Source organism: Mesorhizobium sp. KACC 23794, assembly GCF_052180275.1.
Classification (GTDB): domain Bacteria; phylum Pseudomonadota; class Alphaproteobacteria; order Rhizobiales; family Rhizobiaceae; genus Kumtagia.
Genome location: NZ_CP197465.1, coordinates 6,880,103 through 6,905,043, shown reverse-complemented (window position 1 = coordinate 6,905,043; position 24,941 = coordinate 6,880,103). Strand labels below are relative to the sequence as shown.

Annotated in this window: 23 protein-coding genes; 18 read left to right on the top strand and 5 right to left on the bottom strand. The window is 61.9% G+C overall.

Features of this window, described 5'->3' with window-relative positions; genetic code table 11:
* Positions 1-287: 287 nt before the first annotated feature.
* The 14 genes from ACSBOB_RS33380 to ACSBOB_RS33315 all read left to right on the top strand — a co-directional run bounded on the left by ACSBOB_RS33380 (position 288) and on the right by ACSBOB_RS33315 (position 16,000).
* Positions 288-2,549: an McrB family protein gene (locus tag ACSBOB_RS33380; RefSeq protein ID WP_442580288.1), complete on the top strand. Its 2,262-nt coding sequence runs from the start codon at positions 288-290 to the stop codon at positions 2,547-2,549.
* A gap of 8 nt (positions 2,550-2,557) precedes the next feature.
* Positions 2,558-5,173: a hypothetical protein gene (locus ACSBOB_RS33375; protein WP_442580287.1), complete on the top strand. Its 2,616-nt coding sequence runs from the start codon at positions 2,558-2,560 to the stop codon at positions 5,171-5,173.
* Positions 5,174-5,536: 363 nt separating this feature from the next.
* Positions 5,537-6,514, top strand: coding sequence for a P-type conjugative transfer ATPase TrbB (gene trbB / locus ACSBOB_RS33370; RefSeq protein ID WP_442580286.1), 978 nt, complete (start codon positions 5,537-5,539; stop codon positions 6,512-6,514).
* On the top strand, positions 6,511-6,840 hold the full coding sequence (locus ACSBOB_RS33365) for a TrbC/VirB2 family protein (RefSeq protein ID WP_442580285.1): 330 nt from the start codon (positions 6,511-6,513) through the stop codon (positions 6,838-6,840). The genes trbB and ACSBOB_RS33365 overlap by 4 nt, the downstream gene beginning before the upstream one ends.
* Positions 6,840-7,121: a VirB3 family type IV secretion system protein gene (locus ACSBOB_RS33360; RefSeq protein WP_442580284.1), complete on the top strand. Its 282-nt coding sequence runs from the start codon at positions 6,840-6,842 to the stop codon at positions 7,119-7,121. Before ACSBOB_RS33365 ends, ACSBOB_RS33360 begins: the two co-directional genes overlap by 1 nt.
* Positions 7,122-7,131: 10 nt before the next feature.
* Positions 7,132-9,588: a conjugal transfer protein TrbE gene (gene trbE, locus ACSBOB_RS33355; protein ID WP_442580283.1), complete on the top strand. Its 2,457-nt coding sequence runs from the start codon at positions 7,132-7,134 to the stop codon at positions 9,586-9,588.
* Positions 9,585-10,349 carry a P-type conjugative transfer protein TrbJ gene (gene trbJ / locus ACSBOB_RS33350; RefSeq protein WP_442580282.1) on the top strand — a complete coding sequence of 255 codons (765 nt, stop codon included), beginning with the start codon at positions 9,585-9,587 and terminating at the stop codon, positions 10,347-10,349. Before trbE ends, trbJ begins: the two co-directional genes overlap by 4 nt.
* Before the next feature lie 10 nt (positions 10,350-10,359).
* Positions 10,360-10,647 carry a putative entry exclusion protein TrbK-alt gene (gene trbK-alt / locus ACSBOB_RS33345; RefSeq protein WP_442580281.1) on the top strand — a complete coding sequence of 96 codons (288 nt, stop codon included), beginning with the start codon at positions 10,360-10,362 and terminating at the stop codon, positions 10,645-10,647.
* A 3-nt stretch (positions 10,648-10,650) separates the two neighbouring features.
* On the top strand, positions 10,651-11,979 hold the full coding sequence (gene trbL, locus ACSBOB_RS33340) for a P-type conjugative transfer protein TrbL (RefSeq protein WP_442580280.1): 1,329 nt from the start codon (positions 10,651-10,653) through the stop codon (positions 11,977-11,979).
* Positions 11,976-12,665 (top strand): conjugal transfer protein TrbF, encoded by a 690-nt coding sequence (gene trbF / locus ACSBOB_RS33335; protein WP_442580279.1) that lies wholly within the window; start codon positions 11,976-11,978, stop codon positions 12,663-12,665. Before trbL ends, trbF begins: the two co-directional genes overlap by 4 nt.
* Positions 12,662-13,669 (top strand): P-type conjugative transfer protein TrbG, encoded by a 1,008-nt coding sequence (gene trbG / locus ACSBOB_RS33330; RefSeq protein WP_442580278.1) that lies wholly within the window; start codon positions 12,662-12,664, stop codon positions 13,667-13,669. Before trbF ends, trbG begins: the two co-directional genes overlap by 4 nt.
* Entirely contained in the window at positions 13,666-14,823 is a 1,158-nt protein-coding gene (locus ACSBOB_RS33325; protein WP_442580277.1) for a TrbI/VirB10 family protein, read from the top strand. The genes trbG and ACSBOB_RS33325 overlap by 4 nt, the downstream gene beginning before the upstream one ends.
* A 2-nt stretch (positions 14,824-14,825) precedes the next feature.
* Positions 14,826-15,053 carry a DUF2274 domain-containing protein gene (locus ACSBOB_RS33320; protein WP_442580276.1) on the top strand — a complete coding sequence of 76 codons (228 nt, stop codon included), beginning with the start codon at positions 14,826-14,828 and terminating at the stop codon, positions 15,051-15,053.
* A 353-nt stretch (positions 15,054-15,406) separates the two neighbouring features.
* Positions 15,407-16,000, top strand: a complete 594-nt coding sequence (locus ACSBOB_RS33315; RefSeq protein ID WP_442580275.1) for an NAD(P)H-dependent oxidoreductase — start codon at positions 15,407-15,409, stop codon at positions 15,998-16,000.
* Positions 16,001-16,232: 232 nt separating this feature from the next.
* Here ACSBOB_RS33315 and ACSBOB_RS33310 read toward each other — a convergent pair whose 3' ends face one another.
* Entirely contained in the window at positions 16,233-17,297 is a 1,065-nt protein-coding gene (locus tag ACSBOB_RS33310; RefSeq protein WP_442580274.1) for a LysR family transcriptional regulator, read from the bottom strand.
* Between the two features lie 247 nt (positions 17,298-17,544).
* Between ACSBOB_RS33310 and ACSBOB_RS33305 the strand changes: the two genes are divergently transcribed.
* Both ACSBOB_RS33305 and ACSBOB_RS33300 read left to right on the top strand, forming a co-directional pair.
* On the top strand, positions 17,545-19,152 hold the full coding sequence (locus ACSBOB_RS33305; RefSeq protein ID WP_442580273.1) for an RcgA family putative transporter: 1,608 nt from the start codon (positions 17,545-17,547) through the stop codon (positions 19,150-19,152).
* On the top strand, positions 19,142-20,140 hold the full coding sequence (locus ACSBOB_RS33300) for an alpha/beta fold hydrolase (protein WP_442580272.1): 999 nt from the start codon (positions 19,142-19,144) through the stop codon (positions 20,138-20,140). The genes ACSBOB_RS33305 and ACSBOB_RS33300 overlap by 11 nt, the downstream gene beginning before the upstream one ends.
* Positions 20,141-20,266: 126 nt before the next feature.
* Here ACSBOB_RS33300 and ACSBOB_RS33295 read toward each other — a convergent pair whose 3' ends face one another.
* The 3 genes from ACSBOB_RS33295 to ACSBOB_RS33285 all read right to left on the bottom strand — a co-directional run bounded on the left by ACSBOB_RS33295 (position 20,267) and on the right by ACSBOB_RS33285 (position 22,175).
* Positions 20,267-20,722: a hypothetical protein gene (locus ACSBOB_RS33295; protein WP_442580271.1), complete on the bottom strand. Its 456-nt coding sequence runs from the start codon at positions 20,720-20,722 to the stop codon at positions 20,267-20,269.
* A gap of 505 nt (positions 20,723-21,227) precedes the next feature.
* Positions 21,228-21,533: a hypothetical protein gene (locus ACSBOB_RS33290; RefSeq protein ID WP_442580270.1), complete on the bottom strand. Its 306-nt coding sequence runs from the start codon at positions 21,531-21,533 to the stop codon at positions 21,228-21,230.
* Between the two features lie 18 nt (positions 21,534-21,551).
* Positions 21,552-22,175, bottom strand: a complete 624-nt coding sequence (locus ACSBOB_RS33285) for a recombinase family protein (protein WP_442580269.1) — start codon at positions 22,173-22,175, stop codon at positions 21,552-21,554.
* 103 nt (positions 22,176-22,278) lie between these two features.
* Between ACSBOB_RS33285 and ACSBOB_RS33280 the strand changes: the two genes are divergently transcribed.
* Positions 22,279-24,084: an inositol monophosphatase family protein gene (locus ACSBOB_RS33280; protein ID WP_442580268.1), complete on the top strand. Its 1,806-nt coding sequence runs from the start codon at positions 22,279-22,281 to the stop codon at positions 24,082-24,084.
* Positions 24,085-24,249: 165 nt separating this feature from the next.
* Positions 24,250-24,510 carry a hypothetical protein gene (locus tag ACSBOB_RS33275; RefSeq protein ID WP_442580267.1) on the top strand — a complete coding sequence of 87 codons (261 nt, stop codon included), beginning with the start codon at positions 24,250-24,252 and terminating at the stop codon, positions 24,508-24,510.
* 94 nt (positions 24,511-24,604) lie between these two features.
* On the opposite strand, the gene ACSBOB_RS33270 is transcribed toward ACSBOB_RS33275, so the two are convergent.
* A complete protein-coding gene (locus ACSBOB_RS33270; RefSeq protein WP_442580266.1) occupies positions 24,605-24,871 on the bottom strand; it encodes a hypothetical protein in 267 nt (88 codons plus the stop codon).
* Positions 24,872-24,941 lie beyond the last annotated feature (70 nt).

Below are 24,941 nucleotides of genomic sequence, written 5' to 3'. Positions count from 1 at the left end.
CGCGGGCTCCGTTCTGTGCGCCGGCAACTGGATGGGAAGCGCCTTCAACTCAGTCATTCCGACCGTGACAAAGATTTACCTGAAAGCGGACTATCTCGAGCCCAATCGTCCGCGTCAGGAACGATGCGGCATACCTTCAAAAATAGCCACTTGCAGCACCGCAATTTCGTTGCATAAGGTCTAACAAACAAACGAGAGTTGTCCTCAAAAAATCATGCTGCAAAATGTGCCACATGTCCTGACGGCGGACATCTCAAGACCTCAACGCTGGTGGCGCCTCCAGTAGCATGATAAAGCCTCAAGCCGGTTTGTCCGCCGGAGGAAATTATGCGACGTTCAAGGAGGCAATTGAGCGTAGCCCTTCTGACCTTCTCGATGAATTGCGTTTTGCGTGGGACTTGCCTGAAGACAAGCCCATCCGTGTCATCGGTCGCGTATGGTTAAAGGCGCTGGCAGACGGACGGGAGCTTTGGTTCCTCGATGACATAGAGCATCCCGAGAAGGGCGTTGGGTTGCTCTATCCTACGCTCTCAAACCCATTGAATAACAAGGACGCCGTCGCAGCATCGGCGTTCGTGCCTCCAGGCCCCTCGCGCAAGGTTATTGACCATCAGGTTGCTGCATCCGGTGGCCAGTGGGCGGTGGCAGAGCTTGAACTCTCGCCCGTCGCAGAGCGTCAGAAACAGCGGAATCCGTGGCTCATGAATGTCCGCTCAGGGACGCTGCGTCCCCTGAGCCAAATTCCCGTGGATTGGCACGTGGCCGTGACTGGTCTCGAATCAGCACGTAGAATTTCGGCGTTGGCTCGCGGCCAAATCGAAGACTACCTGCGTAAGCTGGTCCTCGACGAGGACCAGGAACTGGCACGCCGTCTGGAAGAAAACAATAAGGCGCTCGACAATCTGGCAGCCTCACTTCGGCAGGCAGAAGCAGACGCCGAGATGGTCCACGCCAAGGTCGAGGCCGAGCTTTCCTCGCACCGCCAGCGCCGCGATGAGGCCGAGCGCAGTGTGATCGAGGTGCAATCCCAGCTTAGTAACGAACAAGAACGCCTCGCTGCCTACCAACGAACCGTGGAACAAGAGAAGCAAACTATGGAAATCGCCTATCGCCGCCTGGAAGAGTTGCTCTCCGAGAAGGGCGACCGGCTTGTTGCGCTTGGACTGGCGGATGCCGAGGATGTGGCAGCGTTGTTGCCTCATCTGGGCACCACGGAAGATGCACGCGAGGGGATCAGCTTCGCGGACGCGCTCCCCGGCGGCTTCGCCCAACTGGCGCCGTTGATGCAGAGTCGGATAGCCGAACAAGGCCTGCTCTACTCGCAGGCCCAGCTTCGTGACTTCCTTGCGCTGTTGCGTACCCGTGACCTGGTGGTGCTGGCCGGTGATTCCGGATCGGGAAAGACAAGCCTCGTGCGGGCAGCAGCTAAAGCTATCGGCGGTGCCTGCACGATCATCCCCGTGAAGCCCAACTGGACTGGCCCGGAGGACCTTCTCGGATATTTCAACCCTATCCAGCGGAGCTATCAAGCAACGCCTTTCCTTCTCGCACTGCAGGCTGCCGCGCGTAATCCGCTGGTGCCGCACTTCATCTGCCTTGATGAAATGAACTTGGCACGCGTGGAGCACTACTTCTCCGATTTTCTCAGTCTGCTCGAGAATCGCGTGAAAGCTCCCCAGATCCCGCTCTACACCGCCGACGAGGAGCGTCACGTGGTGGTGGAACAAGGCATCTTCCTCGAGGTCGAGGCGGAGGCGCGCCGTCGCTCCGGGCTTGGCGATGGTGCCACGCTCGAAGAGGTACTGCGCGACGATCGCGCCAATGCCGAGCTGCACCGTCTTGGGGGCTTCGCGGACAATGAATCCGTGCTGCTGCATCATGGACGCCTGCGTCGTTCACTCGCGGCCCAGATGCGCATGCCGACCTCGATCACCCTGCCTGAGAACGTCTGGATATTCGGCGCCGTGAACATGGACGAGACCACTCACCAGCTTTCGCCCAAGGTGCTCGACCGCGTGCAGGTAGTGCGGTTCCGCAACCCGATGCTGGCCGACTGGGACGCGATCGAAGCCGAGGTCCAGGGGGCTCACGAAAGCCTGCCTTCGGACTTTGCAGAGTTGCGCATGACCCCTGAGGATTTCGGCGTCCGCAGCGACTATCCGGCCTTCGACCGTCATGATGCGAACGTGGCATTCCTCTCGCAGCTGTCGCGTGAGTATCTCGACCCCCTCGGCGTGGAATTCGGGCTGCGCGCCATTCGCCAATCACAAGGTTACATGATTGCGGCCGAGGCTGCCGGGATCGGCCCTGACGAGGCCCTGGACAATGTCATCAAGCACAAAATCCTCCCCAAGATCGCCTTCGACACCGCACGTCCCGCCGGCAGCGGCCGTCCTCGCCGCGAACTCCTTGATGAGTTGCGAACCGAGCTGACGCAGCGATTCGTTGGCACAAGCCTCGATCTCGAAGCAAGCTGCGTCGGCGACCTTGGACGCATGATCCGCCTGACCGACGGGAACAATGGCATCGTCAATTACTGGCTGCGCTGACCCGTCCGATGGGGGTGTCGGCGCACTATCTTGAGATCGAATGGGATTCGCCCGGAATTGGCCGGCGGATCGAGGTGTCGACTTATCCAATCGAGATCGCTACCGAGAGAGATGGCACGATGTATGCCGAAGTTTCGATCTTCCGGAATTTCGCTCCATGGGTCGGCCTGAAACTCTTTGGTCAACTCGCAAGCGTCGAACCGGCGACCGTCGATGCCCAAGGCGAACGCCATCCATGGCTTCCGGTGCTTGATGAGCACGGTGCTGTCTGGTGGATTCCCGCTACTGGCTGGAGCAAGCCCAACAACCGATATCTCTCTGAGATGCACCGATCCTTCGGGACATTCTCGGTGGAGCTTGGACCATACCGGAAGCTGGTCATCGACGCCGTCGCGAGCGAGCTCGATCGCGCCCATGCGCAGGAGTATCTCGATGACTTTCGGGACGAGCTGGTCTGGCTCGCGATTGGGAAGCCGACAGGGGCTTTGGGCGAGGTGGGGTCCGACTACAGCCGTGACCTTGTCGATGCACTCAGGGAGTTTGCCCACGCTGCGGGCCGCGTCCTCGAGCGTCCTGCTCAGGAAATCCGGGAAGTCACGACGCTGGCCCCTTCATCGCGTCTACGTCCGAATGCCGAGACGTTTCGTGCCGTCATGCGCCGCCCTGGGGCACGGCTCTACCCCGGGCGCGCGGCACAGGAGAGCGCTGACGTTCCTGAGAATCGATACCTGCGCGGACTGGTTCAGCATTGCCGACGCGTGGCGCAATCTGTTGCCCGCTCGTCATCGCGTCACCATCGGGAGCTTGCAGCCCGTTCTGCAAGAGAGAAGGCACGTGCGGCAGATCTACTCGCCATCGAGCGGATCGAGGTAGATCAGGAGATATTCGACAACCAACTTGCCGATATTCGGCGACGCATGGAAGCGATCGCCAACTGGGCGGTCGGTTCGGTCTTATCTCGATCAACCGAACGCGAGTATCGCTTCTCGGTAGGCAAGAAGTATGAGGGAAAAGGTGGAGGCCTTTTTTATCGAAATCTGGATGGCGACAGCCAGAGTGGCGCAGGCGAGCGCTTCCAGGTCAGTGTGGCCCAGTTCCCCGAAGGCCTTCATGAGCTTGTGGGGGAGGCTCAGAGTATCGACAAAGACCTCACCTTGGCTTTGGTGGGAGAGGCGAGTGTCAGGCCCTTTACCACGGTGAACGGCAAGGCGGGACGCAGAGCGACTTTTACTAGGATCTCGGCTGTCCGACCTCAATCACCAGTGCTTGAGCGACGCGTAGCCACCCGCTTGCGATATGAACGCGAAGGCTGGCACAGGGCGATCAGCAGCAAGGAGCGCCAGGAGTATCGCGCGGAGGCAAACACCGCGCTTATCCGGGCAAGCCAGTTCGATGTTCGTGCCCAGGATGGCGCAATCGCGTCTGTCGCACTCGACGCCATAGAGAGTGGCCTAGGTCGCCAGGACGCTTTATGGGATCGCCTCGGGGTTTCGGCTAGTTCAACATTTCCGATGGGCATGCGTTTTGTCCAGAATCCGATCTATGCGGGCGCGCTGGCAGCCTTCCACAAAGTAGTGGTCCTGGAGCAGAGCATGGGCATTGGCGGAGACACGCTCGAAAAGCTCGGACGCATCAACGTCTTGCATGCCAGCGCGCTCTATGAACGCTGGTGCCTGATCAAGATCGTCGCGGTTCTGATGCAGGACTTTGGCTTTGTCCCACAGCCGGATTGGGTCGAACATGTCGTGACGTTCTCAACTCAAGCGAGGGAGCCCAGAGACACGGGTTTCACGATCAAATTCACACGTCAGCACCCCAGTATGACCGTCCGACTGGATGTTGAGCCCGTGTTGGTCAACGGACGGCGTCCGGATTTTCGGCTACGTTTCAAGGTCTCGGCCCCCGCAGCAGACCTTGAAGCCAGTAATGATTTGGCATGGGGCTATCGCCCATCAATCTTCGGTAACCTGGCCCGGCAGCACTCTGGCCTCGTCATGGATGCGAAGTTTCGCACGCGCTGGAAGCATGGGGAACTTGCCGATATGTTGAGGCTGCTGGTCGACACCAAGGACTATGGTCAGGACGGCGACCGCGTCTTCATCCTCCATCCTGCCAAGGGAGCGGTTGACCATAGGACTTCGCCGTTGGTCTGGAGCCGAGACTGTGACTACGGACAGGACCACCCAACGGGTCACGCTCACGGCAGCATCCAGCTGGGTGCGGATCCCGTGTCCGCCGACGCATCGACCATGAATTTGCGCCGTCTTATCGCACTCGAGCTTCAGCAGGCGTTTCCCGAGCCCGAGTTCGGGCGGATCAATGCGAATGGAGCTGGGCAAGGTGATCAGTGGGGCGAAAAAGCCGAGGTCTGCCGGTCCAATGCAAGCTTATGTATCGCCTGCGGCAAGGCTCACGAGAGGACTGATGTCACACAAGGAAGGACCGAACGCGGCAATGCCAAATGGTTCTACCGATGCTCGCACTGTGGTGCCGCGTCAATGCGGACGCCCTGCTTTGGATGTGGCACTCAACTACATAAGAACGGACTGCAGATGACGTACCACCTCACAATTGCCGACCAAATAGCTAACGTCGTCTGTCCGGACTGCGGCGCGAACTTCTAATCATTCCGAGAAAACGACGACATGCGCAAGGAGCGACGGCTTTCGGACGCCGTCAGTGACCCGTCGAACGACTGAGATTAAGGTCGAAACCGGACGCTGGAAGTCACGGGTGATCGATCCCTGATTCCGGTGGCCAAATTGCAGGCGCTTTGCATCCCGCAGACGTCGAATCAAGAAGCAGCGCAAGACGCCTTCAGTGATGACCCTCCACGGTTCAAGACAGGGCATCACTGCCGATCTCCTGTATTTGCACGCCACGCCGCTACTACGACCGAAACTTGTTGAATCGGCCTGATCTGAGGCTCTTTTAGTCATCCCCATTCGGGGAACAGATCGTTGCGTCCCCGCCGAAACGGGGACGATATGTCGGCCACTCACCACAGGCAGGAAGCGATCCAGCGCGGCGCGCGCATGCTGCGCACGGCACTTGGATCTGCCATTGCCCGGCTTCTGGAAGAGCCGACGGTCGTTGAGGTGATGCTGAACCCGGACGGCCGCATCTGGGTGGACCGGCTGTCCGAGGGCCTGGCCGACACAGGTGAGACGATGTCGGTCGCCGATGGCGAGCGCATCGTGCGCCTGGTCGCCCATCATGTCGGCGCCGAGGTGCATGCGCGCCGCCCGCGCGTGTCGGCCGAGCTGCCCGAAACCGGCGAGCGTTTCGAAGGTCTGTTGCCGCCGGTTGTTGCCGCACCGGCGTTCGCGATCAGGAAACCCGCCGTCGCGGTGTTCACGCTCGACGACTACGTGGCGGCCGGCATCATGAGCGCCGACCAGGCGGCCACGCTTCGCGCGGCGGTCCAGTCGCGTGCCAACATCCTTGTGGCCGGCGGCACCTCGACCGGCAAGACCACGCTCACCAACGCACTGCTCGCCGAAGTCGCCAAGGGCGCCGATCGCGTCGTCATCATCGAGGACACGCGCGAGCTGCAATGCGCCGCGCTCAACCTTGTCGCCATGCGGACGAAGGATGGCGTCGCTTCGCTCTCCGATCTAGTCCGGTCCTCGCTGCGCCTGCGGCCCGACCGCATTCCGATCGGCGAGGTTCGCGGCGCAGAAGCCCTCGATCTGCTGAAGGCATGGGGAACGGGGCATCCGGGCGGGATCGGCACCATCCATGCCGGCAGCGCGATTGGCGCGCTTCGCCGGCTCGAGCAGCTCATTCAGGAAGTCGTGGTCACCGTCCCGCGCGCGCTGATCGCCGAGACCATCGATCTCGTTGCGGTGCTCTCCGGCCGCGGATCGCAGCGCCGGCTTGCCGAACTCGCCCGCGTCGATGGCCTCGGTCCGGCCGGCGACTACCGCATCACCACAACCAATCCCGAAGGAGAACCCGAATGATCCAGCGCGCCTTGCGCATGCGTCGCCGCCTCGCGACAGCCGCCGCGTTCCTGACCGTCATCGTGACGGCGCCGGCTGCCTACGCCTCCGGCTCCTCCATGCCGTGGGAACAGCCCCTCGAAAAAATCCTCCAGTCGATCGAGGGGCCGGTCGCCAAGATCATCGCCGTCATCATCATCATCGTGACCGGCCTGACGCTCGCCTTTGGAGACACCTCCGGCGGTTTCCGCCGTCTGATCCAGATCGTCTTCGGCCTGTCAATCGCCTTCGCAGCGTCGAGCTTCTTCCTGTCGTTCTTCTCCTTCGGCGGCGGGGCGCTCATCTGATGGCGACAGCCTTCGAACAACTCGACGCCGTGCCGGGATTTTCAATCCCGGTCCATCGCGCGCTGACCGAGCACATCCTGCTCGGCGGCGCGCCGCGTTCCATCGCCATCATGAACGGCACCATCGCCGGCGCGGTTGGCCTCGGCCTTCGGCTCTGGCTGCTCGGCCTCGTGATCTGGGCGATTGGCCATTTCGCGGCCGTGTGGGCGGCGCGACGTGATCCGCTGTTCGTGGAAGTCGGGCGCAGACACCTGCGCATCCCTGGCCATATGGCGGTGTGAGGGCGCGGCCATGATGAATCTCGCCGAATACCACCGCACCGCTTCTCGCCTCGCCGACTATCTGCCCTGGGTCGCACTTGTCAGCGAAGGTGTCGTGCTGAACAAAGACGGCAGCTTCCAGCGCACGGCACGTTTTCGTGGTCCAGATCTTGATTCCGCCGTCGCGGCCGAGCTGGTCGCCGTGGCCGGCCGCATCAACAACGCCTTCCGCCGCCTTGGCTCCGGCTGGAGCATCTTTGTCGAGGCGCAGCGTCACGAGGCCGCGACCTATCCCGACAGTACCTTTCCCGATCCGGCCTCCGCCATGGTCGATGCCGAGCGCAAGGCCGATTTCGAGGAAGCAGGCGCGCATTTCGAATCGAGCTATTTCCTAACCTTCCTCTATCTGCCGCCGGCTGAGGAAGCCGCACGGACCGAAGCGTGGCTCTACGAGGGCCGCGAGCGGTCGGGCGTCGATCCACACGAGATCCTGCGCGCCTTCATCGATCGAACCGACCGTGTTCTCGCGCTGCTCGACGGCTTCATGCCTGAATGCGCATGGCTCGATGACGCCGAGACGCTGACCTATCTGCATTCCTGCGTTTCGACGAAGCGCCATCGCGTCCGCGTTCCGGAAACACCGATCTATCTGGACGCGCTGCTAGCAGACCAGCCGTTGACCGGCGGGCTGGAGCCGCGACTTGGCGATCAGCACTTGCGCATCCTCACGATCGTAGGTTTCCCGACCGCGACCACGCCCGGCCTGCTCGACGATCTCAACCGGCTGGCCTTTCCTTATCGCTGGTCGACACGCGCCATCCTGCTCGACAAGACGGATGCCACACGGCTGCTGACCAGGATCAGGCGGCAGTGGTTTGCCAAGCGCAAGTCGATCGCCGCGATCCTCAAGGAAGTGGTGACCAACGAGCAGTCCGTGCTCGTTGATACGGACGCCGCCAACAAGGCGGCCGACGCCGACACCGCCTTGCAGGAACTTGGCGCGGACGTCGCCGGCATGGCCTATGTGACGGCCACGATCACCGTCTGGGATGCCAATCCGCGTCTCGCCGACGAGAAGCTGCGGCTAGTGGAGAAGGTCATCCAGGGCCGCGACTTCACCGCCATGATCGAGACGGTCAATGCCGTCGATGCCTGGCTTGGTTCGTTGCCCGGTCACGCCTACGCCAATGTCCGCCAGCCGCCCATCAGCACTTTGAATCTCGCCCACATGATCCCCCTGAGTGCCGTGTGGGCGGGGCCGGAACGGGACGAGCACTTCGACGCGCCCCCGCTGCTTTACGGCAGAACCGAAGGCTCGACCCCGTTCCGGTTTTCCCTGCATGTCGGCGACGTCGGCCACACGCTGGTCGTCGGCCCGACCGGCAGCGGCAAGAGCGTATTGCTCGCGCTCATGGCCTTACAGTTCCGGCGCTACGGCCAGGCCCAAGTCTTCGCCTTCGACTTCGGCGGTTCGATCCGCGCCGCAGCGCTCGCCATGCAAGGTGACTGGCACGACCTTGGCGGTGGCTTGACGGAGGGCTCGGACACCTCCGTCTCGCTCCAGCCGCTCGCGCGCATCCACGACACCTACGACCGCGCCTGGGCCGCCGACTGGATCGTCGCGATCCTGACCCGCGAAGGCGTGAAGATCACGCCGGAAGCCAAGGAGCATATCTGGACGGCGTTGACCTCGCTGGCCTCCGCGCCGGTCGAGGAACGCACCATCACCGGCTTGAGTGTGCTGCTCCAGTCGAATGACCTCAAGCAGGCCTTGCGGCCGTTCTGCGTCGGCGGTGCTTACGGACGCCTGCTCGACGCCGAGACCGAGCACCTTGGTGGTTCGGACGTGCAGGCCTTCGAGATCGAGGGGCTGGTGGGGACAGGCGCTGCGCCCGCCGTGCTCGCCTATCTCTTCCATCGTATCGGCGACCAGCTCGACGGACGACCGACGCTGCTCATCATCGACGAAGGCTGGCTCGCGCTGGACGATGAAGGCTTCGCCGGCCAGTTGCGCGAATGGCTGAAGACCCTGCGCAAGAAGAACGCCAGCGTCATCTTCGCCACCCAGTCGCTCAGCGACATCGACAATTCCGCGATCGCACCCGCCATCATCGAGAGCTGCCCGACGCGGCTGCTTCTGCCGAACGAGCGCGCGATCGAACCGCAGATCACTGCGATCTATCGGCGCTTCGGCCTAAACGACCGTCAGATCGACATCCTCGCGCGGGCGACGCCGAAACGGGATTATTACTGCCAGTCCCACCGCGGCAATCGCCTGTTCGAGCTCGGCCTTTCCGAAGTCGGCCTCGCGCTCTGCGCCGCGTCCGCCAAATCCGACCAGACGCTCATTGCGCAGATCGTCGCCGACCACGACCGCGAAGGATTCCTCGCCGCCTGGTTCAACGCCCGCGGCGTGAACTGGGCGGTCGATCTCCTCCCCGCTTTCCCGACCCTCATCTCCCAGCCCGAAAAGGAGGTCCACCCATGACCCGTCGTTTCGCCGGCCCGCGCGCCGTTTTCCTCGCCGCAACCATGCTCGCAGCGCCTATTGCTCTCGCGCCCGTCCTGACCACGCCGGCTCATGCGTGGAGGATCGTGTTCGACCCGTCGAACTACGCGCAGAACGTGCTGACTGCCGCGCGTACGCTGGAGCAGATCACCCACCAGATCACCTCGCTCCAGAACGAGGCGCAGATGCTGATCAATCAGGCCCGCAATCTCGCGAGCCTGCCGTTCTCCGCCCTTCAGGAGATCCAGCAATCGGTGCAGCGGACGCAGCAGCTTCTGCAGCAGGCCCAAAATATCGCCTTCGACGTCCAGCAGATCGACCAGGCCTTCCAGCAGCAATACGGCAACGTGTCCATGTCTGCGACCGACCAGCAGCTTGTCGCGGACGCGCGCACCCGCTGGCAGAACACGGTCGGCGGCTTGCAGGACGCGATGCGTGTGCAGGCCGGCGTGGTCGGCAATATCGACACCAACCGCATTGAGATGTCCGAGCTGGTGAACCAGAGCCAGGGCGCGACCGGCGCGCTTCAGGCGACGCAGGCCGGCAATCAGATCCTCGCGCTCCAGTCGCAGCAGCTCTCCGATCTTGTCGCGCTGATCTCGGCCAACGGCCGCGCCGGTGCGCTCACCGAGGCGGAGCGTGCGGCCGCAGTGGCGCAGGGCCGCGAACAGCGCCGTCGCTTCCTCACGCCTGGCAGCGGCTACCAGCCAGGTAACGCCCAAATGTTCAACGGCAACTGAGGGCGGTCGGATGGACGGCAAGATACTGGCCCGGCTGGCAGCGGTCATCTTCGTCGCCGTCGCTATCACGGCGACGGTGATCGAGCTGACCCGCAAGGACGAGGACCCGGCATCGGCACCCGGACATCTCGTCCAGCCGGAGCGGGACCCCCTGCGCGAAGGTCAGCGCCGCTGTCAGCAGCTTGGGCAGAAGGCCGCCGAGGATGCCGAATGCCTGCGCATTTGGGCCGAGACCCGCGATCGCTTTCTCGGCCGCAGGCCCGCGCCGGCATCACCGTCCGCCAGCGAAGGACGGTGACAAATGGGCGGTTCGGGGGTCATAGACAATTTCCTCGGGGTCTTCACCCGCTACATCGATTCCGGCTTCGGCCTGCTCGGCGGCGAGGTCGGTTTCATCGCCTCGACGCTGATCGTCATCGACGTCACGCTGGCCGCTCTGTTCTGGAGCTGGGGCGCCGACGAGGACATCATGGCGCGGCTGGTCAAGAAAACGCTATTCGTTGGCGTCTTCGCATACCTCATCTCAAACTGGAACAACCTCGCCAAGATCGTCTTCGACAGCTTCGCGGGCCTTGGCTTGAAGGCCTCCGGCACGGCCTTCACCGCACAGGACCTCATGCGCCCCGGCAAGGTCGCGCAGACAGGTCTCGATGCCGCGCGGCCCTTGCTGGAATCCATCTCCGACCTGATGGGCTGGGTGGCCTTCTTCGAGAACTTCATCCAGATCGCCTGCCTGCTCTTCGCCTGGGCGCTGGTCATTCTTGCCTTCTTCATTCTCAGCATCCAACTGTTCGTCACGCTGATCGAGTTCAAGCTGACCACGCTGGCGGGATTCGTGCTGATCCCGTTCGGCCTGTTCGGCAAGACCGCCTTCATGGCCGAACGCGTGCTCGGCAATGTCATTTCTTCCGGCATCAAGGTGCTGGTGCTCGCCGTCATCATCGGCATCGGCTCGACGCTGTTCAGCCAGTTCACGCAAGGTTTCGGAGGCGTCACGCCAACAATCGATGACGCCATGGCCGTCGTACTCGCCGCATTATCACTGCTCGGCCTCGGTAGCTTCGGCCCCGGCATCGCATCCGGCCTGGTCAGCGGCGGCCCGCAGCTTGGAGCCGGCGCGGCCGCGGGCGCCGGCCTTGCTGTCGGCGGAGCCGCGCTTGCCGCCGGCGGTGGTGCGGTTCTGGCAGCGAGGGGCGGGGCCGCTGCCGTGCGTGGCGGTGCGACCATCGCCGGCGCGATATCGTCAGCCTACACCCTGGGTTCGATGGGTCAAACGGGTGCGGCGGGCGCCGCTTCCGGTCTCGGCGGTGTCGCGCGTGCTGCCGGATCAGCTGCCGTGTCGCCTTTGCGACGGGCCGTCGCCGGCGTCCAGTCGAGCTACGCTCAAGGCGTCAAAGGCGGGTTCAGCGCCACTGGCGGCACGTCCACCCAGGGAACCGTTGGATCTGGGAGCGTTGCCGCGGCGGCCTCCTCTTCGGCCACGACCGGCTCACCGCCCGCCTGGGCAGAGCGCATACGAGGCAGGGGACATACCGGCCATGCGGTTCAGGCAACCGCGCATGCCGTCCGCTCCGGCGACAGCCACGGCTCCGGCACCTCCGTCAATCTCTCCGAAAGTGACAAGTCATGAACCTCTTCAAGCGACCAGCCGCCCATTACGGCAAGACCCCACAACCCGAAACACCGTATCAGAGGGCCGAACAGGTCTGGGACGAGCGCATAGGCTCGGCGCGCGTGCAGGCGAAGAACTGGCGCTATATGGCCTTTGGATCGCTGGTCCTGTCGGCCGGTTTCGCAGCGGCCCTTGTCTGGCAATCGGTACAAGGAACCGTCGTTCCGTGGATTATCCAGGTGGACAAGCTTGGTCAGGCGCAGGCGGTCGAACCGGCCACTGCGGACTATCGGCCGACCGATCCGCAGATGGCATGGCATCTCGCCCGCTTCATCGAGCAGGTCAGGAGCATTCCGGCCGATCCCGTCATCGTCCGCCAGAACTGGTTGCGCGCCTATGAGTGGACGACGGATCGGGGCGCGGCGGCCCTCAATGATTACGCCCGCTCCAACGACCCGTTCACCAAAGTCGGCAAGCAACAGGTCTCCGTCGACGTCTCCTCGGTCATCCGCGCCTCGGCCGACAGCTTCCGCGTTGCCTGGACCGAACGCCATTACGAGAACGGCCAACTTTCCACCAGCGAGCGCTGGACCGCGATCCTGACCATCGTCATCCAGCCGCCTCGCGACGCCGACCGTCTCAAGGCAAATCCGCTCGGCATCTACGTCAACGCCATCAACTGGTCGCGGGAGATGAGCCAATGAACCGGTCGATCATCCGCACTTCCGGAAAGCCACTTTTCCATATCGTCGTCATTCCGGCTTTCCGTAAATCCGCCTTTCCGGTTCTGCTGCTTTCCGGGATTGCGCTCGCCGGCTGCGCTACGCCCCAGAAGCCGCCGGAAATCAGCTACGATCGCAACGTGCCGCCGTTGCCGACCGTGCCTGCCTCCGTCACCGACGACCGGCCGAAGCCGCTGCATATCCCGCCGGCCTGGACGCCGGCGAAAGGCGGCACGGCAGCAGGCACCCCGGTCGAGCGCGTCGAGAGCGCAAATGCCGCCGCGCGTGTCCAGCCGCGCCGCGAAGGCTACTACAACGCCATCCAGATCTATCCCTGGTCGGAAGGTGCGCTCTATCAGGTCTATGCCGCGCCAGGGCAGATCACCGACATCGCGCTGGAGCCGGGCGAAAGCCTGACCGGCGCCGGTCCGATCGCCGCCGGCGACACGGCACGCTGGATCATCGGCGATACCGAATCCGGTTCCGGTGTGACGCGTCGCGTCCATGTGCTGGTAAAACCCTCGCGCCCGGACATCACCACCAACCTGGTCATCACCACGGACCGGCGGAGCTACATGCTCGAGCTGCGCTCCGGCCCAAAACCCTACATGCCAGCCGTTGCCTGGGCCTATCCGCGCTCGGCGACCGCGAATGGGCAAAGCGTTCCGGCCACGCCGGTCATCCCGATCGTCGCCGCTCGCAACTATCGCTATGGCCTGACTGGTGACAATCCGCCCTGGAAGCCGGTCTCCGTCTATGACGACGGCAGGCGCGTCTATGTCGAGTTCCCGCGCGGAATCGTCCAGGGCGAGATGCCGCCGATCTTCGTGATCGGACCGGAGGGTGAGGCGCAGATCGCCAACACCCGCATCTACCGCAACATTCTGATTGTCGACCGCCTCTTTGGAGCGGCCGAGCTGCGCCTTGGCAGCGGCAAGCAGCAGCAAACCGTCAGAATCGTGCGTACGGATGGGAGGCCTTCATGAGCGACAACACCGATACGATCGCTGCCGCTCCTATGCGTCTTCGCGCCGAGCCGCCGCGTGTCACGCGTCTGTCCCGCAAGGTGCTGGCGGGCATCGCTGTGGTTGGAGGCCTCGGTATCGGCGGCTCATTGATTTATGCGCTCCAGACGCGGACATCCGGCGATGACGGCAAGGAGCTCTATTCCACCAGCAACCGTCAGCCGGCCGACGGTCTCGCCGGCCTGCCGCATGACTATACCGGCCCGGTACTCGGCCCACCGCTGCCCGGCGATCTCGGCCGGCCAATCGTCGATGCGCAGAACAAGGGGCAGCCTGTCGTTCCCCCGACCATTACGACACCCACGGTCGACGAGGCCGAGCAACGGCGGCGAGCCGAGGAAGAAGCCGCCCGCACAAGCAAGGTGTTCTTCCAGACCGCGCCGGGCGCATCGACAGCCGGTGCACTGCCGGGAGGTTCAGCCCTGCCGAATCTCGCCGGTCTCGACCTGACGGGTCAGCCCGGCCAGCCGACCGCACAGGACAAGCAACTCGCCTTCCTCAACGCGGCCGTCGATCGCCGCACCACGTCGTCGGATCGCGTCGTGACGCCCGCCTCGCCCTTTATCCTTCAGGCAGGCGCTGTCATTCCGGCCGCGCTCATCACCGGCATCCGCTCCGATCTACCGGGCCAGATCACCGCCCAGGTCACCGAGAACATCTACGACAGCCCGACCGGCCGCATCCTGCTCGTGCCACAAGGCACGCGCGTCATCGGGCAGTATGACAACAATGTGCAGTTCGGTCAGCGCCGCGTGCTGCTCGTCTGGAACCGGCTCATCCTGCCCAACGGTCGCTCGATCGTGCTCGAGCGCCAGCCCGGCGCGGATACGCAAGGCTATGCCGGGCTCGAGGATGGCGTCGACTACCATTGGTGGGATCTGGCAAAAGCGGCCGGTCTCTCCACTCTGCTGGCTGTCGGGTCTGAGCTGGCCGTCAGCGACGAGGAGCGGCTGGTTCGCGCTATCCGTGATGGAGCGCAGGACACCATCAATGACGCCGGCCAGCAGATCATCCAACGCCAGTTGCAGGTCACGCCGACCCTGACAATCCGGCCGGGATTCCCGGTCAGGATCATCGTCACGCGAGACTTGATATTCGAGCCGTACAGGGGATGACCATGGCCAAGCTGAAACTCGGCGCGATCGCCGACGAGAAGCCGGTGAAAGTTTCGCTGGAATTGCCCGCCTCACTCCATCGCGATCTTGTCGCCTATGCCGAAGTACTCTCACGTGAGTCCGGACGGCAGGTTATTGACCCGGTGCGCCTGATCGTTCCGATGCTGCAACGATTCATCGCGACCGATAGAGGTTTCGCACGTTCGCGCAAGGCATTTCCTGGAGCCTAACCATCCGGCTTGCAGCTAGTGGTGAAAACCTAACGGTTGGTACCCGACGCGAAATACCGTTCGCGATCCCCTGCGGACCTTCCTTTCAAGACATCGAAGGGGAAGCCATGACCCGAAGCGGACCATCGTCGCACGAACAATGTCGAAGTAGACCTACACTGCTTCGCCGACAAATATCCGGTGCCGTACGTCCGCCAGCTTCGCCTCGTCAATCCGAGAAAGGGGCGAAGGTGCGACTATCAGCGTGGGAGCTCGAACGTACCGGTGGATCGCATGTGCTTTACCTGACGGCGGACCTTGGGGGTTTTTGCGCAAGCTGCCATAATCGGTAGGCGCGGGGGGTGGGGCGCTCCATGAAGGTCAACGTCGTCTATGCGCATCCGGCAGCCGACAGCTACCACGCGTCGCTGCACGAGCGGATCCTGCGGACGCTCAACGCCAGGGGCGACGAGGTCATCGATTTCGACCTTTACGCGATGAAGTTCGACCCGACGATGGGGGAGGAGGAGTGGCGCGGGCACGAGGCGCCGCTGCCGCCGCCGCAGGACCTGAAGGTCTATATCGACGCGCTGAAATGGGCCGACGCCTGCGTATTCTGCTTTCCCACCTGGTGGTTGGGCATGCCGGCGATCCTCAAGGGTTATTTCGATCGCGTATGGCGTCCGGGCGTTGCCTTTGAACAGCCGCCGGACGGAGGTCTCATCAAGCCGGCCCTGCTCAACCTCACTCGGATGGGCGTGGTCACCACCTGCGGCGCGCCCTGGTTTTACAACAAGCTGTTGATGCAGGATCCGGCGAGAAAGGTGCTGCTGCGCGGATTGAAGGCCACCTGCGGCGGCCTCGGCGTGAAGCACCTGTATCTCGCGCAGCACTCCATCTACGACATCTCGCCGGAGGCGCGGGAAAAGTTTGCGCAGAAGGTCGAGCAGCGGTTCGCCCAGTTCTAGAGCGCGGGCCGAAGGGTGGTTGGACGACGCCACCTAGGCTGCTCAAGTCCGCCAGGGTGATAATTGCTGCAAAAGTGGCAATCTCGCTCGGCCATCCCGCCGTGATCTGTCGACGCCGCTGCCAAAAATGGCCGCCATTGGCGCTCGTTGCTCGTTCCGGTCGACGAGATTCACGGCAGGAGACCATCCCGAACGGTCCTCCGAGACGGGTACCATCTGTCAGGTTTGACCACTAGGTGGCCATGCGAGCACAGCCAGATTCCCGCACGATGTCGAGCAGTCGCTTCAGCGCGGGATTGGGGTTGGTGTCCATCCAGACCGCATGTAGCGACAGGGCATTTCGAGCCACCAGCGGAACGAGGACGACTTCATCGGTGACAGCGCGTAGGGAAGAGCCGACGACGATAGTCACACCAAACCCCATACCCACCATGTTGATGAGATTGCATTGATCCACGCGATGCAACTGCATGTTCGGGCTAACAGCCCATTTCGCCGCCCGGCGGATGAGGTGGTCTTCAATTTCGGGTCCCGAGCCGCCGTCGCTAAGGATAAAGCGCTCGCGGCGAAGTTCTTCCAGGTTCAATCTGCGCGCACCGGCAAGAGAATGAGATTTCGGCAGGACCGCGAGCATGCGTTCATTCCCCATATGCAGCGAGCGGAGCTCTCCGTGTCCCGCGACCTTCGTCACAAATGCCACATCCACTGTGCGCTGCTGAACCGACGCGCAGCTCGCGCTCGATGTGGCCTCGACAATCTCGACCGAGATACCTCCGTACCTTTCTCGAAACCTCTTAAATGCGTGACCCAACCGGACGAATGGCACGCTGACGGCGATCGCAAGTTCGCCATGCTCGCCCCGCTGCAAAGCTCCAACACGCCGGGTTGCACGTCTGAAGTGATCGAATCCCAGCGTGACTTCTTCCAGGAATCGATTGCCGGCCGGCGTTGGTCGTATTCCCGAATGCGCCCGCTCAAAGAGCTTTGCGCCGACACGATCCTCGAGACTGCGGACGCTTCTACTCACTGTCGACTGCTGAACATTCAGCGCGGCCGCTGCGCGGCGAAAGCTGCCATGCTCTGCCGACGCGAAAGCGTACTGGAACAACCGGAAATCCGGGACAGTGGCAGGTATCCCCGACCTCCGAGCTAGATAGGCGACGCCAGCAAGGTCAGTCTCCAAGCGACGGGCTTCCCGTTCCTTCACGACCGAATTCGCCGCCTTTTGAGCCGTCAGGTGCTCGTTAATCGGCTCCGCGAGGGTCGGTCGCCCGCTCTCTGTCCTCATTTCAACCATTGCCGCCTCAGCTCCTTCCAAGCTGCCTTTTTCCCTTTCCCTCGAAGCGGTTCTCCTGCTCCTCGAATTCGCGCGGAGCAGCGGGAGAGAGGGGACAAGCAGAAAACCGGAAAGGGGATCGCCGCCCGCGGGGCCAGCCGGAGATCTGCGATGCGTTGCACCGGGTCGATAAAACGTTGATTAAGGACGAGAGCACGATAGGATACGAAGCTGAGCGAAACGAAACGGAATCAGTGCCTGTAAGCTATTGTTTAAGAACGGAAAGTTATTTCTCCCTCCGCCGCGAGACGGGAGTGATTTCAAAGAACTGTTCCAACGATTGGCCGCCGCGGGTGCGGGTCGGCGATTGGGCAAAGATGGATTTCCTGCAGGCCCATGGACACCCGAGCTTCTTGCGGAGGCGATTTCACAGATTGATTCCAACCGGATTGGGGTCGATCTGCGAACGGTGCAGCTTTGGTTTCAAGAGAACGAGAAGGGAATCAGCACTGCCAATATTCGCTGGCTGGCAAGGGTTTTTGGCTGCGATGATCCGGTGGCGACCAGCGAATGGCAGATGGAGCTCAGCGCGGCGCAGTCGCGGTTAACGGCCAGGAGACGAGAATCTAAAAGAGAGGCAGGCACCATTGCGCCGACGTCTCCGGATGCGGCGCTGACTCCGGCCTTCGATGACAACGGGACAGGGTCTCCGGCTGAACTGGCGCGGGATACTGACGCCAGGGGGCCGGGCCGGCGTTTCAGCCTGGCGAGGCGATCGGAGGCGCTTTTCAGTCGCGGATCTCCCTTGAACCTGCCGGCATCGGTGTTTGCGGGCATCACCGCTCTCGGGTTTTTGTCGTATATTACGGGCATACACAACGTGACATATACCCGGGCGGACGGCGTCGTTAAGCAGGTCGGGTTTCTTTGGGCGGCAAACTGGACGTTCGTGTTCATGGTGTTCCTGCCGCTGTTTTTTGCCTTCGTGTCTGAGTTGGTGACCTTTTGGAAAGATGAAGGGCGCTCGAAGCTGGCAGGACACGGTGACCGGAAGGATAGCGACGATGCCTGGGCGCGCAATGTCGAAGCATCATCCTATTCATATTGGGCGGTCTTTTTGATTTGCGTGATGTTCGCCGGTCTTTTCCAGTGGATCGGCGTGTGCCTGATCCCGCTGCTGAATGGCGGTGGCGAGTATGCGATTGATTGGGGAAAGATTGCGATTGTGCGGCCTGAGATCATATCGGCGCCGGTAGCGATCGTATTCACAGGGCTTGCGTATCTTTATATGTGCTTGTGCTTTTATCTTTTCTTCGCAGGTCTCATTTTGCTCTATACGGTTGTCGATGATCTTTGGAGAATTGGAGAGGCATCGAAAGACCAGCCGGAGGTGGATTACAGAAGTGAGCTGAATGAAGCTGGCTTCAGGGTGATGCGATGGATTTTCCGATCTACTGTTCTGGGCATTCTGATCGCCACTGTTATGAAACTTCAAAGCTCCTACCTAGCATCGAATGGAACGAATATTGTGGCCTGGCTGGTCGGCGATCTGTCTTCAGCCTGGTATGAGCACGACGACGCGAGCAGTGGATTCAGCTACAGACTGCCGACGCAATACAGCAGCCTTCTTATCGTCATTTCGACCTGTTTTGTTTTTCTGTATGGCGCAATCCGTTCAGGCGTCGGGAGCCGGCTTCATGTACCTTTGTGGAAGATGTCGGCGGTCGTAGCGCTGCTCGTTGCCGGCTATTTGCTGATCGGTGCATTTGCCGGTTTCTCGATCCTTCTGGGCGCCGGAGTGCTGTTCGCGATATACGGCCTGTTTGATCCATGGTTTGGGCGATGGCCAGCGAGTGAGTCGCAGAGTGTTACATAGCTGGCTTGATCACTGGGATGAGCAGCGGGCGCGGCGCGGCGAGGAAGGGAAGAAAGCATCGGATTTCGTCCTTGATGCGGAACGCGCCTTTCCGGGCGCGATGAAGGCGACAAGCATCGAGGAGTTTTGCGTCCTTGCGGACAGCGCCCTGGCTGATCCAGCTTTCTTCGATGAGCCGAGCGGGAGCGGCCAGGGATTTGAAAGGGAAGAGGGCTGGCTCAGATTTCCGTCGGGCATTTCGACTGACATCGAAGCGAACAATGTAGTCTGGGCGAAAATCACGGAAAGCGGGTCGCTCGATCGGGCGATGGTGGTTTTTCATCACTGGAATGCAAGCGCGCGGAATCGCCAGATTGCCAAGTTCTTCTCACTGTTTGGCGTCACGGTTGTCGAGATCGCCATGCCTTATCATTTCGAGCGCAGCCGTCCTGGCTCCGCCCATGCCGATTACATGCTCAGCCCGAATCTCGGCCGGACGATCCAGTCTGTCAGGCAGGCCGTATGGGACGGGCGAAAACTCATTCGTTGGTTGAAAAGCGAAGGCTATCGAGAAATTTCCGTTCTCGGCATGAGCTTAGGTTCCTGGGTCGCAGGTTTGATCGCTGCGCACGATCCGGCTGTGTCAAAAGCCTCGCTGTTTCTGGCGGGGGGAAGTCTTGCGGATATGGTTTGGACGGGTCGCGCGACACGTTCAATACGTGAAAGCCTTGAGCCTGAGATTGAGCTTGCCGATCTCAGAAGGTGCTGGGGGCCACTTGACCTGGAGAACCACGCGCATGGTCTGGCACGGCCTGGTCTCGATCTTCAGCTTGTGCTGGCCAGGAGGGACAAGGTTGTTCTGCCAGAGCTGTCGCAGAGATTCATGCGGAGGCTGAAGGACGCCGGGACCATGCCTGATATTCTGGAATTGAACTGTGGCCACTATTCGCTCGCTATTCCGCCTTACATTTTGTTCGCCGGTTTGAGCTTGAAGCGGTTTCTGTCGTGAGCTGACAAGTTGGCCCGGCGAGCATGAGCTTGGCGTTGGCCGTCAGGCCGTCAAAAACGGCTTGAAATCCATGCTTCTCGTTGGCGCCAAAATTCTTCAAACATGCTGAAACGTTGTCTTCCGAATTCAGGCGCCTATATCCTCATGACTACGAGGAAGTCTTGCGCGCTTTTCCAGCCATTCCGACGCGCCAGATTCCATTTCGGTGATCTTCTGCCATGCGTCGAGTTGGCTGAGCGTCAGCAGCGATCGACGCGTGTGGTTCAACACGCCCCACAGATGCTGAACCGCCTTTGCATAAATCTGTTCGTCGAATCCTTTCAGTGTTCTTAGGTCATCAGTTAGTGGGGAGTTGATGAACCCCGCCGCACCGGCGAGATCATCCCCTGTTAGGTAGCCCTGTTCCTCGCCCAAATACAAGGCATGAAACCCATCGCCCGCCGTGCATGCGCGTTGGATCGAACTCCGCCAACGAGAGACGTCGGTACCAAGGAAGTACTCATACCTGACACTCGCTCCCGGATAGAATTTGGCGCCGGCGAGATATTGGCTTGGCCAAGGCTTCCAGTCGACGCTGGCCATGCTGCCAGCCAGATTCAGGCTTAAGTCGTAAAACCGACGCCCTCGAAGCCTGCCCATGCGTGCTCGTCAACGGAAAGAAGACCTGCGCTGCCGTTTGACGTGGGACCCACCAGAGCTACCTTCCCCCAGCAGAGAGCAGCACAATAGCCACACAAAGCTCCAATGCCGGCCACCAGGAAAGCGTGATCTCGGCACATCCACCCTTCGTCGCGCTTTCCGTGATTATCGAAATGCGGTCGCCAGAGCAGGTGGTGCAATTCTGACAGAAAGCGCTTATCGGTAAGCACCTTGCGAAGACGTTTTGGATTTGGCGGTTGACCCATTGGCCTTTCCTCGTCGTCCGCTGCGTGAGCCGTATGGATTCCCACGCCGAATCCCTAGAGTTTACGTCACGCCAGACACCTTCCTACGTCATCGAGGAGGGTCTGCATACCGGGCTAGCAAGCGCCCTTACCACTGACAGTAGTCATATCAGACCCGTTTCCGAAGATATGAGAGCCGACGATCACACCGAAGAAGATCGAGCAGACGAAGCCGCGCTCATCGGGTAGAGCGCAGATTGCGGCGCGAGAGGGTAAAGTTCGAACCACAGATACCCGTCAAGCTGGGCAAGAGCTGCGTGCCAGTCCGTCACCCAGGGACGCTGCGGGATTTCGAGCCAGTCATCCTCCTCGAGCAGGTCGAGCAGAGCGGACTCGTTCGTTTCAACCCGGAACCGCCACGATCCGCCGGATTGGCTGCCAACGAGGGTGATGCTGCCACGTTCCGCGCCGACCTCTAGTATGACTTGCTTCGATTCCGTTGTAGCCATCGCACAGCCGAAGACCGGTTACGAGGCGGTTTGCAGAAGCCTTCGAACATTGTCGGCAGTCCATGGCTTACCTGTGGCGCTGCGAATGCTTTTAGCATTGAGCGTGTCGGCGATGTCTTTGAACTTTTGCCCCTTTGATTTGAGTTCGCTTGCACACGCCCGAGCCCTGGCGACCCGCAGTTCCTTGCCATCAGTCCATTCATGCTGACGTTTCCGCCAGTCGCTGAAATGCTTGTGCGGGTCGAACAGCTCGCCGTCGATCGTGATCGGTTCCGTCCAAACCGGCTCAGTGAGGATATTCGTCGAGCGTGACCACTCGTTCATGGGCCCGTGACTGCGCCAACCCTGCACGTACGAGAAATCGACGTAGAGCAACGTGGCGTTCTCGGCCCGGCAGATCGTCTCGATCTTGTTCAACGGCTCCCGAACAAGGTCGCTGCCGCGATCGGGCTCAATCTCAAGGAAGGCGACCTCGCGGATCAATTTATAGCCATTCTTCGCGGCAAAGGTGCGGACAGCCTCGACCTGGAAGCGGATCGTGAGACTTTCCCTGGCCGCTTCGTCGATGTTTCCCGACAGCTTGGTGAACCCCGCCCAGGGCACCGGCAGCGTCCAGTAAAATCCCACCGCTTTGCCACCCATCCGCTGCCCCCTGAGGCTCGAACCGGAAAATCCCGCCGGTTTCCCTTGTGATCCGTCCGGCGCGTAGCATCACGCCCATCGCACTCAACTAAGGAGGATCGCCATGAACCGGCCAACCATCCCAACTTCCACCCTTCATCTGCTGCCGGATGTCGTCGAGGCCGTCAAGGAGGCAGGCGTCCTGATCCGCGAGGAGTTCCATCGTGCCGGCGGCCCGCGCGGTCACGATGGGCACGCCCCCGTCGACGAGGATGTGGAAGAACTGCTGAAGCGCCGCCTGATGGCGCTCTATCCCTGCGGCTGGCTCGGCGAAGAAACATCAGCCATCGAGAGCCCCGACGGCTCCTGCTGGGTGGTGGATCCGAACGATGGGACACGGGACTTCCTGAAGCTGATCCGCGGTTCGGCCATCTCGGTGGCACTGCTGAAAGATTGCGTGCCCGTCCTCGGCGTCGTCTATGCGCCAGTTGCACCGGACGACAGGGGCGACCTGTTCGCGTGGGGCCAGGGCGGGGTTCTCACCCGCAATGGCGAGCCTGTCCGCCCGGTGGAAGCCAATCGGCCGTCCCTCGTCGCCATGACGACCGATGCGGCGGACTATGCGCTGCACAACCACCTGACCCTTCCAGGCTTCCGTGTGCGCGCGGTGCCGGCCCCCGCCTACCGCCTGGCACTTGCTGCCGTGGGCGAGGTCGATGCAGGTGTGAGCATGGCCTACGCACTCGCCCCCTGGGATATAGCCGGCGGGCACGCGCTGCTTAGTGGCGCCGGCAAGGTTTTGGTGGACGGCGCCGGAAAAGCCATCGACTACCGTCAGCGCCAGACATTCGATGGCTGTATTGGTGGCTTCCCTGAGATCGTCGCAGCCGTTGCCAAGGCGCGTACCCGCCCAGGTATCCGGAAGCCACGCAACGGCACGCGGCCGAAGGCTCGCGTTTCGGATCCCTTGAGGCTCAGTTACGCGCACGGCTGCCTGCTTGGCCAGCTCACGGGAGACGCGCTGGGTTCCGCCGTCGAGTTTGAGACCGCAGCGGCGATTGCGCGCCGCTATCCCGATGGTGTCCGCACCCTGAAGGACGGAGGAACGTGGAACCTGATCGCGGGCCAGCCCACCGACGACAGCGAAATGGCGCTCGCTCTGGCGCGCAGCCTCGTCAAGGACTGTGGCTTCAACCGCGATGCCGTCGCCCGAGCCTATATAGGCTGGCGCAAGTCAGGTCCCTTCGACATCGGCGTGACCACGTCGAGCGGGATCGGGGCGCTAGAAGCGGGACGCCCGGCTGCTTCTGCCAGCCAATCGAACGGCGCGTTGATGCGCGCGGCGCCCATCGGCATCTTCGCGGCAGGCAACCCCAAACTGGCCGCCGAGATTGCCGTCCAGGACGCGCTGCTGACTCATCCCGATCCCGTGTGCCTCGCGGCGAATGCCGCTTTCGCGGCGGCAATCGCCGCGGGCGTCAACGGGATCACGGAGCGGGGGCCAGAGGCAATGCACCGGGCCGCCTACGATCACGCCGACACGGGCGAAGCCGCTCCGGGCGCCCAAGTGGTGCGCGACTGCGTCGTGACGGCGGGGGGGCGATCGCCCAAGGACTACCAGCATCAGATGGGTTGGGTGCTGACGGCCCTCGGGAACGCGTTCTTCTGGCTGATGCGCGACGCGGATCTCGAAGAGGCCGTTATCGGAACGGTCAAGAGGGGCGGCGACACCGATACCAACGCTGCCGTCTGCGGCGCTCTGCTCGGCGCGTTCCACGGCCGTGACGCCGTTCCGCTCCAGTGGCGGAACGCCGTCCTCACTTGCCGGCCAGTCGCGGCCAAGGGCGTGCACCACCCGCGCCCGATGGACTACTGGCCCGACGACGCTCTCGACCTCGCCGAGGCGCTGCTTACCGCGAACTCGAACTAACCCGAACGGCGTGAACCCTGGGCACCGGCAGCGTTCCAGCAAGATCCCACCGCTTTGCCACCCATCCGCTGCCCCTAAGGCTCGAACCGGAAATCCCGCCGGTTTTCCATGCGATCCGTCCGACGCGTAGCCTCACGCCCATCGCACTCGCCTAAGGAGAACACCATGCCGGATTTTGCCAACCTCAACGGGCCGCAACAGGCCATGCTTCAGTTCAAGCTCGATGGATTCATCGAGGCCTGCGTCCACACGGCCCGCGTCAATAACATCGGGCTGTCGGAGGCCCTGGATCTCACCATCCGCGCACTGCTCCGCGAAATCGGAGCGCACAAGGTTGATCGTGACCATGCCAACAAAATCTGGGTAACCGCACTCAACGAGATGTTCCCCGTGGAGACGCTGCCCAACGTGGCGCGGATCAACTAAGTTAAGTTAACCAGAGCACTTTCAGCATTGGGCAAAGGGGCAACACATGACAGATCTCAAGACGTTGAGAACCAGCAAACTCGGTAAGATCGAGCTAAGCTTGGTGAAGAAGGACGGCAAATTCTACGGAAAAGCCGACGGGAAGGTCCTTATCCACCGCGGCGAAAGTGCTGACAGCACTTGGCACCAACTTCACGACGAAGTCGCCAAGACCCAGAAGCGCTATTTCGGCTTTGATGGTGCTTGCAAGACATTCCTTCGGCACTTTCCAGGCGGCTTCAAATCCGAGCAATTCGTGAAAGGAGAACGGGACTACAAGGTGGCGGCCGGCCGCAAGCTCGAGGAGAGCGTCCCAGTCCAAAAGGCCGCCATCGGTTCAGGTTTCGGCGAGGCCCTGCTATCAAAATCTACAATGCAACGAACCTGCTGGC

Bases quoted from the DNA above. Each gene is read 5' to 3' on its own strand.
- ACSBOB_RS33380 (WP_442580288.1), top strand. From the start codon at position 288: ATGATAAAGCCTCAAGCCGGTTTGTCCGCCGGAGGAAATTATGCGACG.
- trbK-alt (WP_442580281.1), top strand. From the start codon at position 10,360: ATGGACGGCAAGATACTGGCCCGGCTGGCAGCGGTCATCTTCGTCGCC.
- trbF (WP_442580279.1), top strand. From the start codon at position 11,976: ATGAACCTCTTCAAGCGACCAGCCGCCCATTACGGCAAGACCCCACAA.
- ACSBOB_RS33295 (WP_442580271.1), bottom strand. From the start codon at position 20,722: ATGGCCAGCGTCGACTGGAAGCCTTGGCCAAGCCAATATCTCGCCGGC.
- trbJ (WP_442580282.1), top strand. From the start codon at position 9,585: ATGACCCGTCGTTTCGCCGGCCCGCGCGCCGTTTTCCTCGCCGCAACC.
- ACSBOB_RS33325 (WP_442580277.1), top strand. From the start codon at position 13,666: ATGAGCGACAACACCGATACGATCGCTGCCGCTCCTATGCGTCTTCGC.
- ACSBOB_RS33315 (WP_442580275.1), top strand. From the start codon at position 15,407: ATGAAGGTCAACGTCGTCTATGCGCATCCGGCAGCCGACAGCTACCAC.
- ACSBOB_RS33375 (WP_442580287.1), top strand. From the start codon at position 2,558: ATGGGGGTGTCGGCGCACTATCTTGAGATCGAATGGGATTCGCCCGGA.
- ACSBOB_RS33290 (WP_442580270.1), bottom strand. From the start codon at position 21,533: ATGGCTACAACGGAATCGAAGCAAGTCATACTAGAGGTCGGCGCGGAA.
- trbG (WP_442580278.1), top strand. From the start codon at position 12,662: ATGAACCGGTCGATCATCCGCACTTCCGGAAAGCCACTTTTCCATATC.
- trbB (WP_442580286.1), top strand. From the start codon at position 5,537: ATGTCGGCCACTCACCACAGGCAGGAAGCGATCCAGCGCGGCGCGCGC.
- ACSBOB_RS33360 (WP_442580284.1), top strand. From the start codon at position 6,840: ATGGCGACAGCCTTCGAACAACTCGACGCCGTGCCGGGATTTTCAATC.
- ACSBOB_RS33285 (WP_442580269.1), bottom strand. From the start codon at position 22,175: ATGGGTGGCAAAGCGGTGGGATTTTACTGGACGCTGCCGGTGCCCTGG.
- ACSBOB_RS33280 (WP_442580268.1), top strand. From the start codon at position 22,279: ATGAACCGGCCAACCATCCCAACTTCCACCCTTCATCTGCTGCCGGAT.
- ACSBOB_RS33320 (WP_442580276.1), top strand. From the start codon at position 14,826: ATGGCCAAGCTGAAACTCGGCGCGATCGCCGACGAGAAGCCGGTGAAA.
- trbL (WP_442580280.1), top strand. From the start codon at position 10,651: ATGGGCGGTTCGGGGGTCATAGACAATTTCCTCGGGGTCTTCACCCGC.
- ACSBOB_RS33275 (WP_442580267.1), top strand. From the start codon at position 24,250: ATGCCGGATTTTGCCAACCTCAACGGGCCGCAACAGGCCATGCTTCAG.
- trbE (WP_442580283.1), top strand. From the start codon at position 7,132: ATGATGAATCTCGCCGAATACCACCGCACCGCTTCTCGCCTCGCCGAC.
- ACSBOB_RS33365 (WP_442580285.1), top strand. From the start codon at position 6,511: ATGATCCAGCGCGCCTTGCGCATGCGTCGCCGCCTCGCGACAGCCGCC.
- ACSBOB_RS33310 (WP_442580274.1), bottom strand. From the start codon at position 17,297: ATGGTTGAAATGAGGACAGAGAGCGGGCGACCGACCCTCGCGGAGCCG.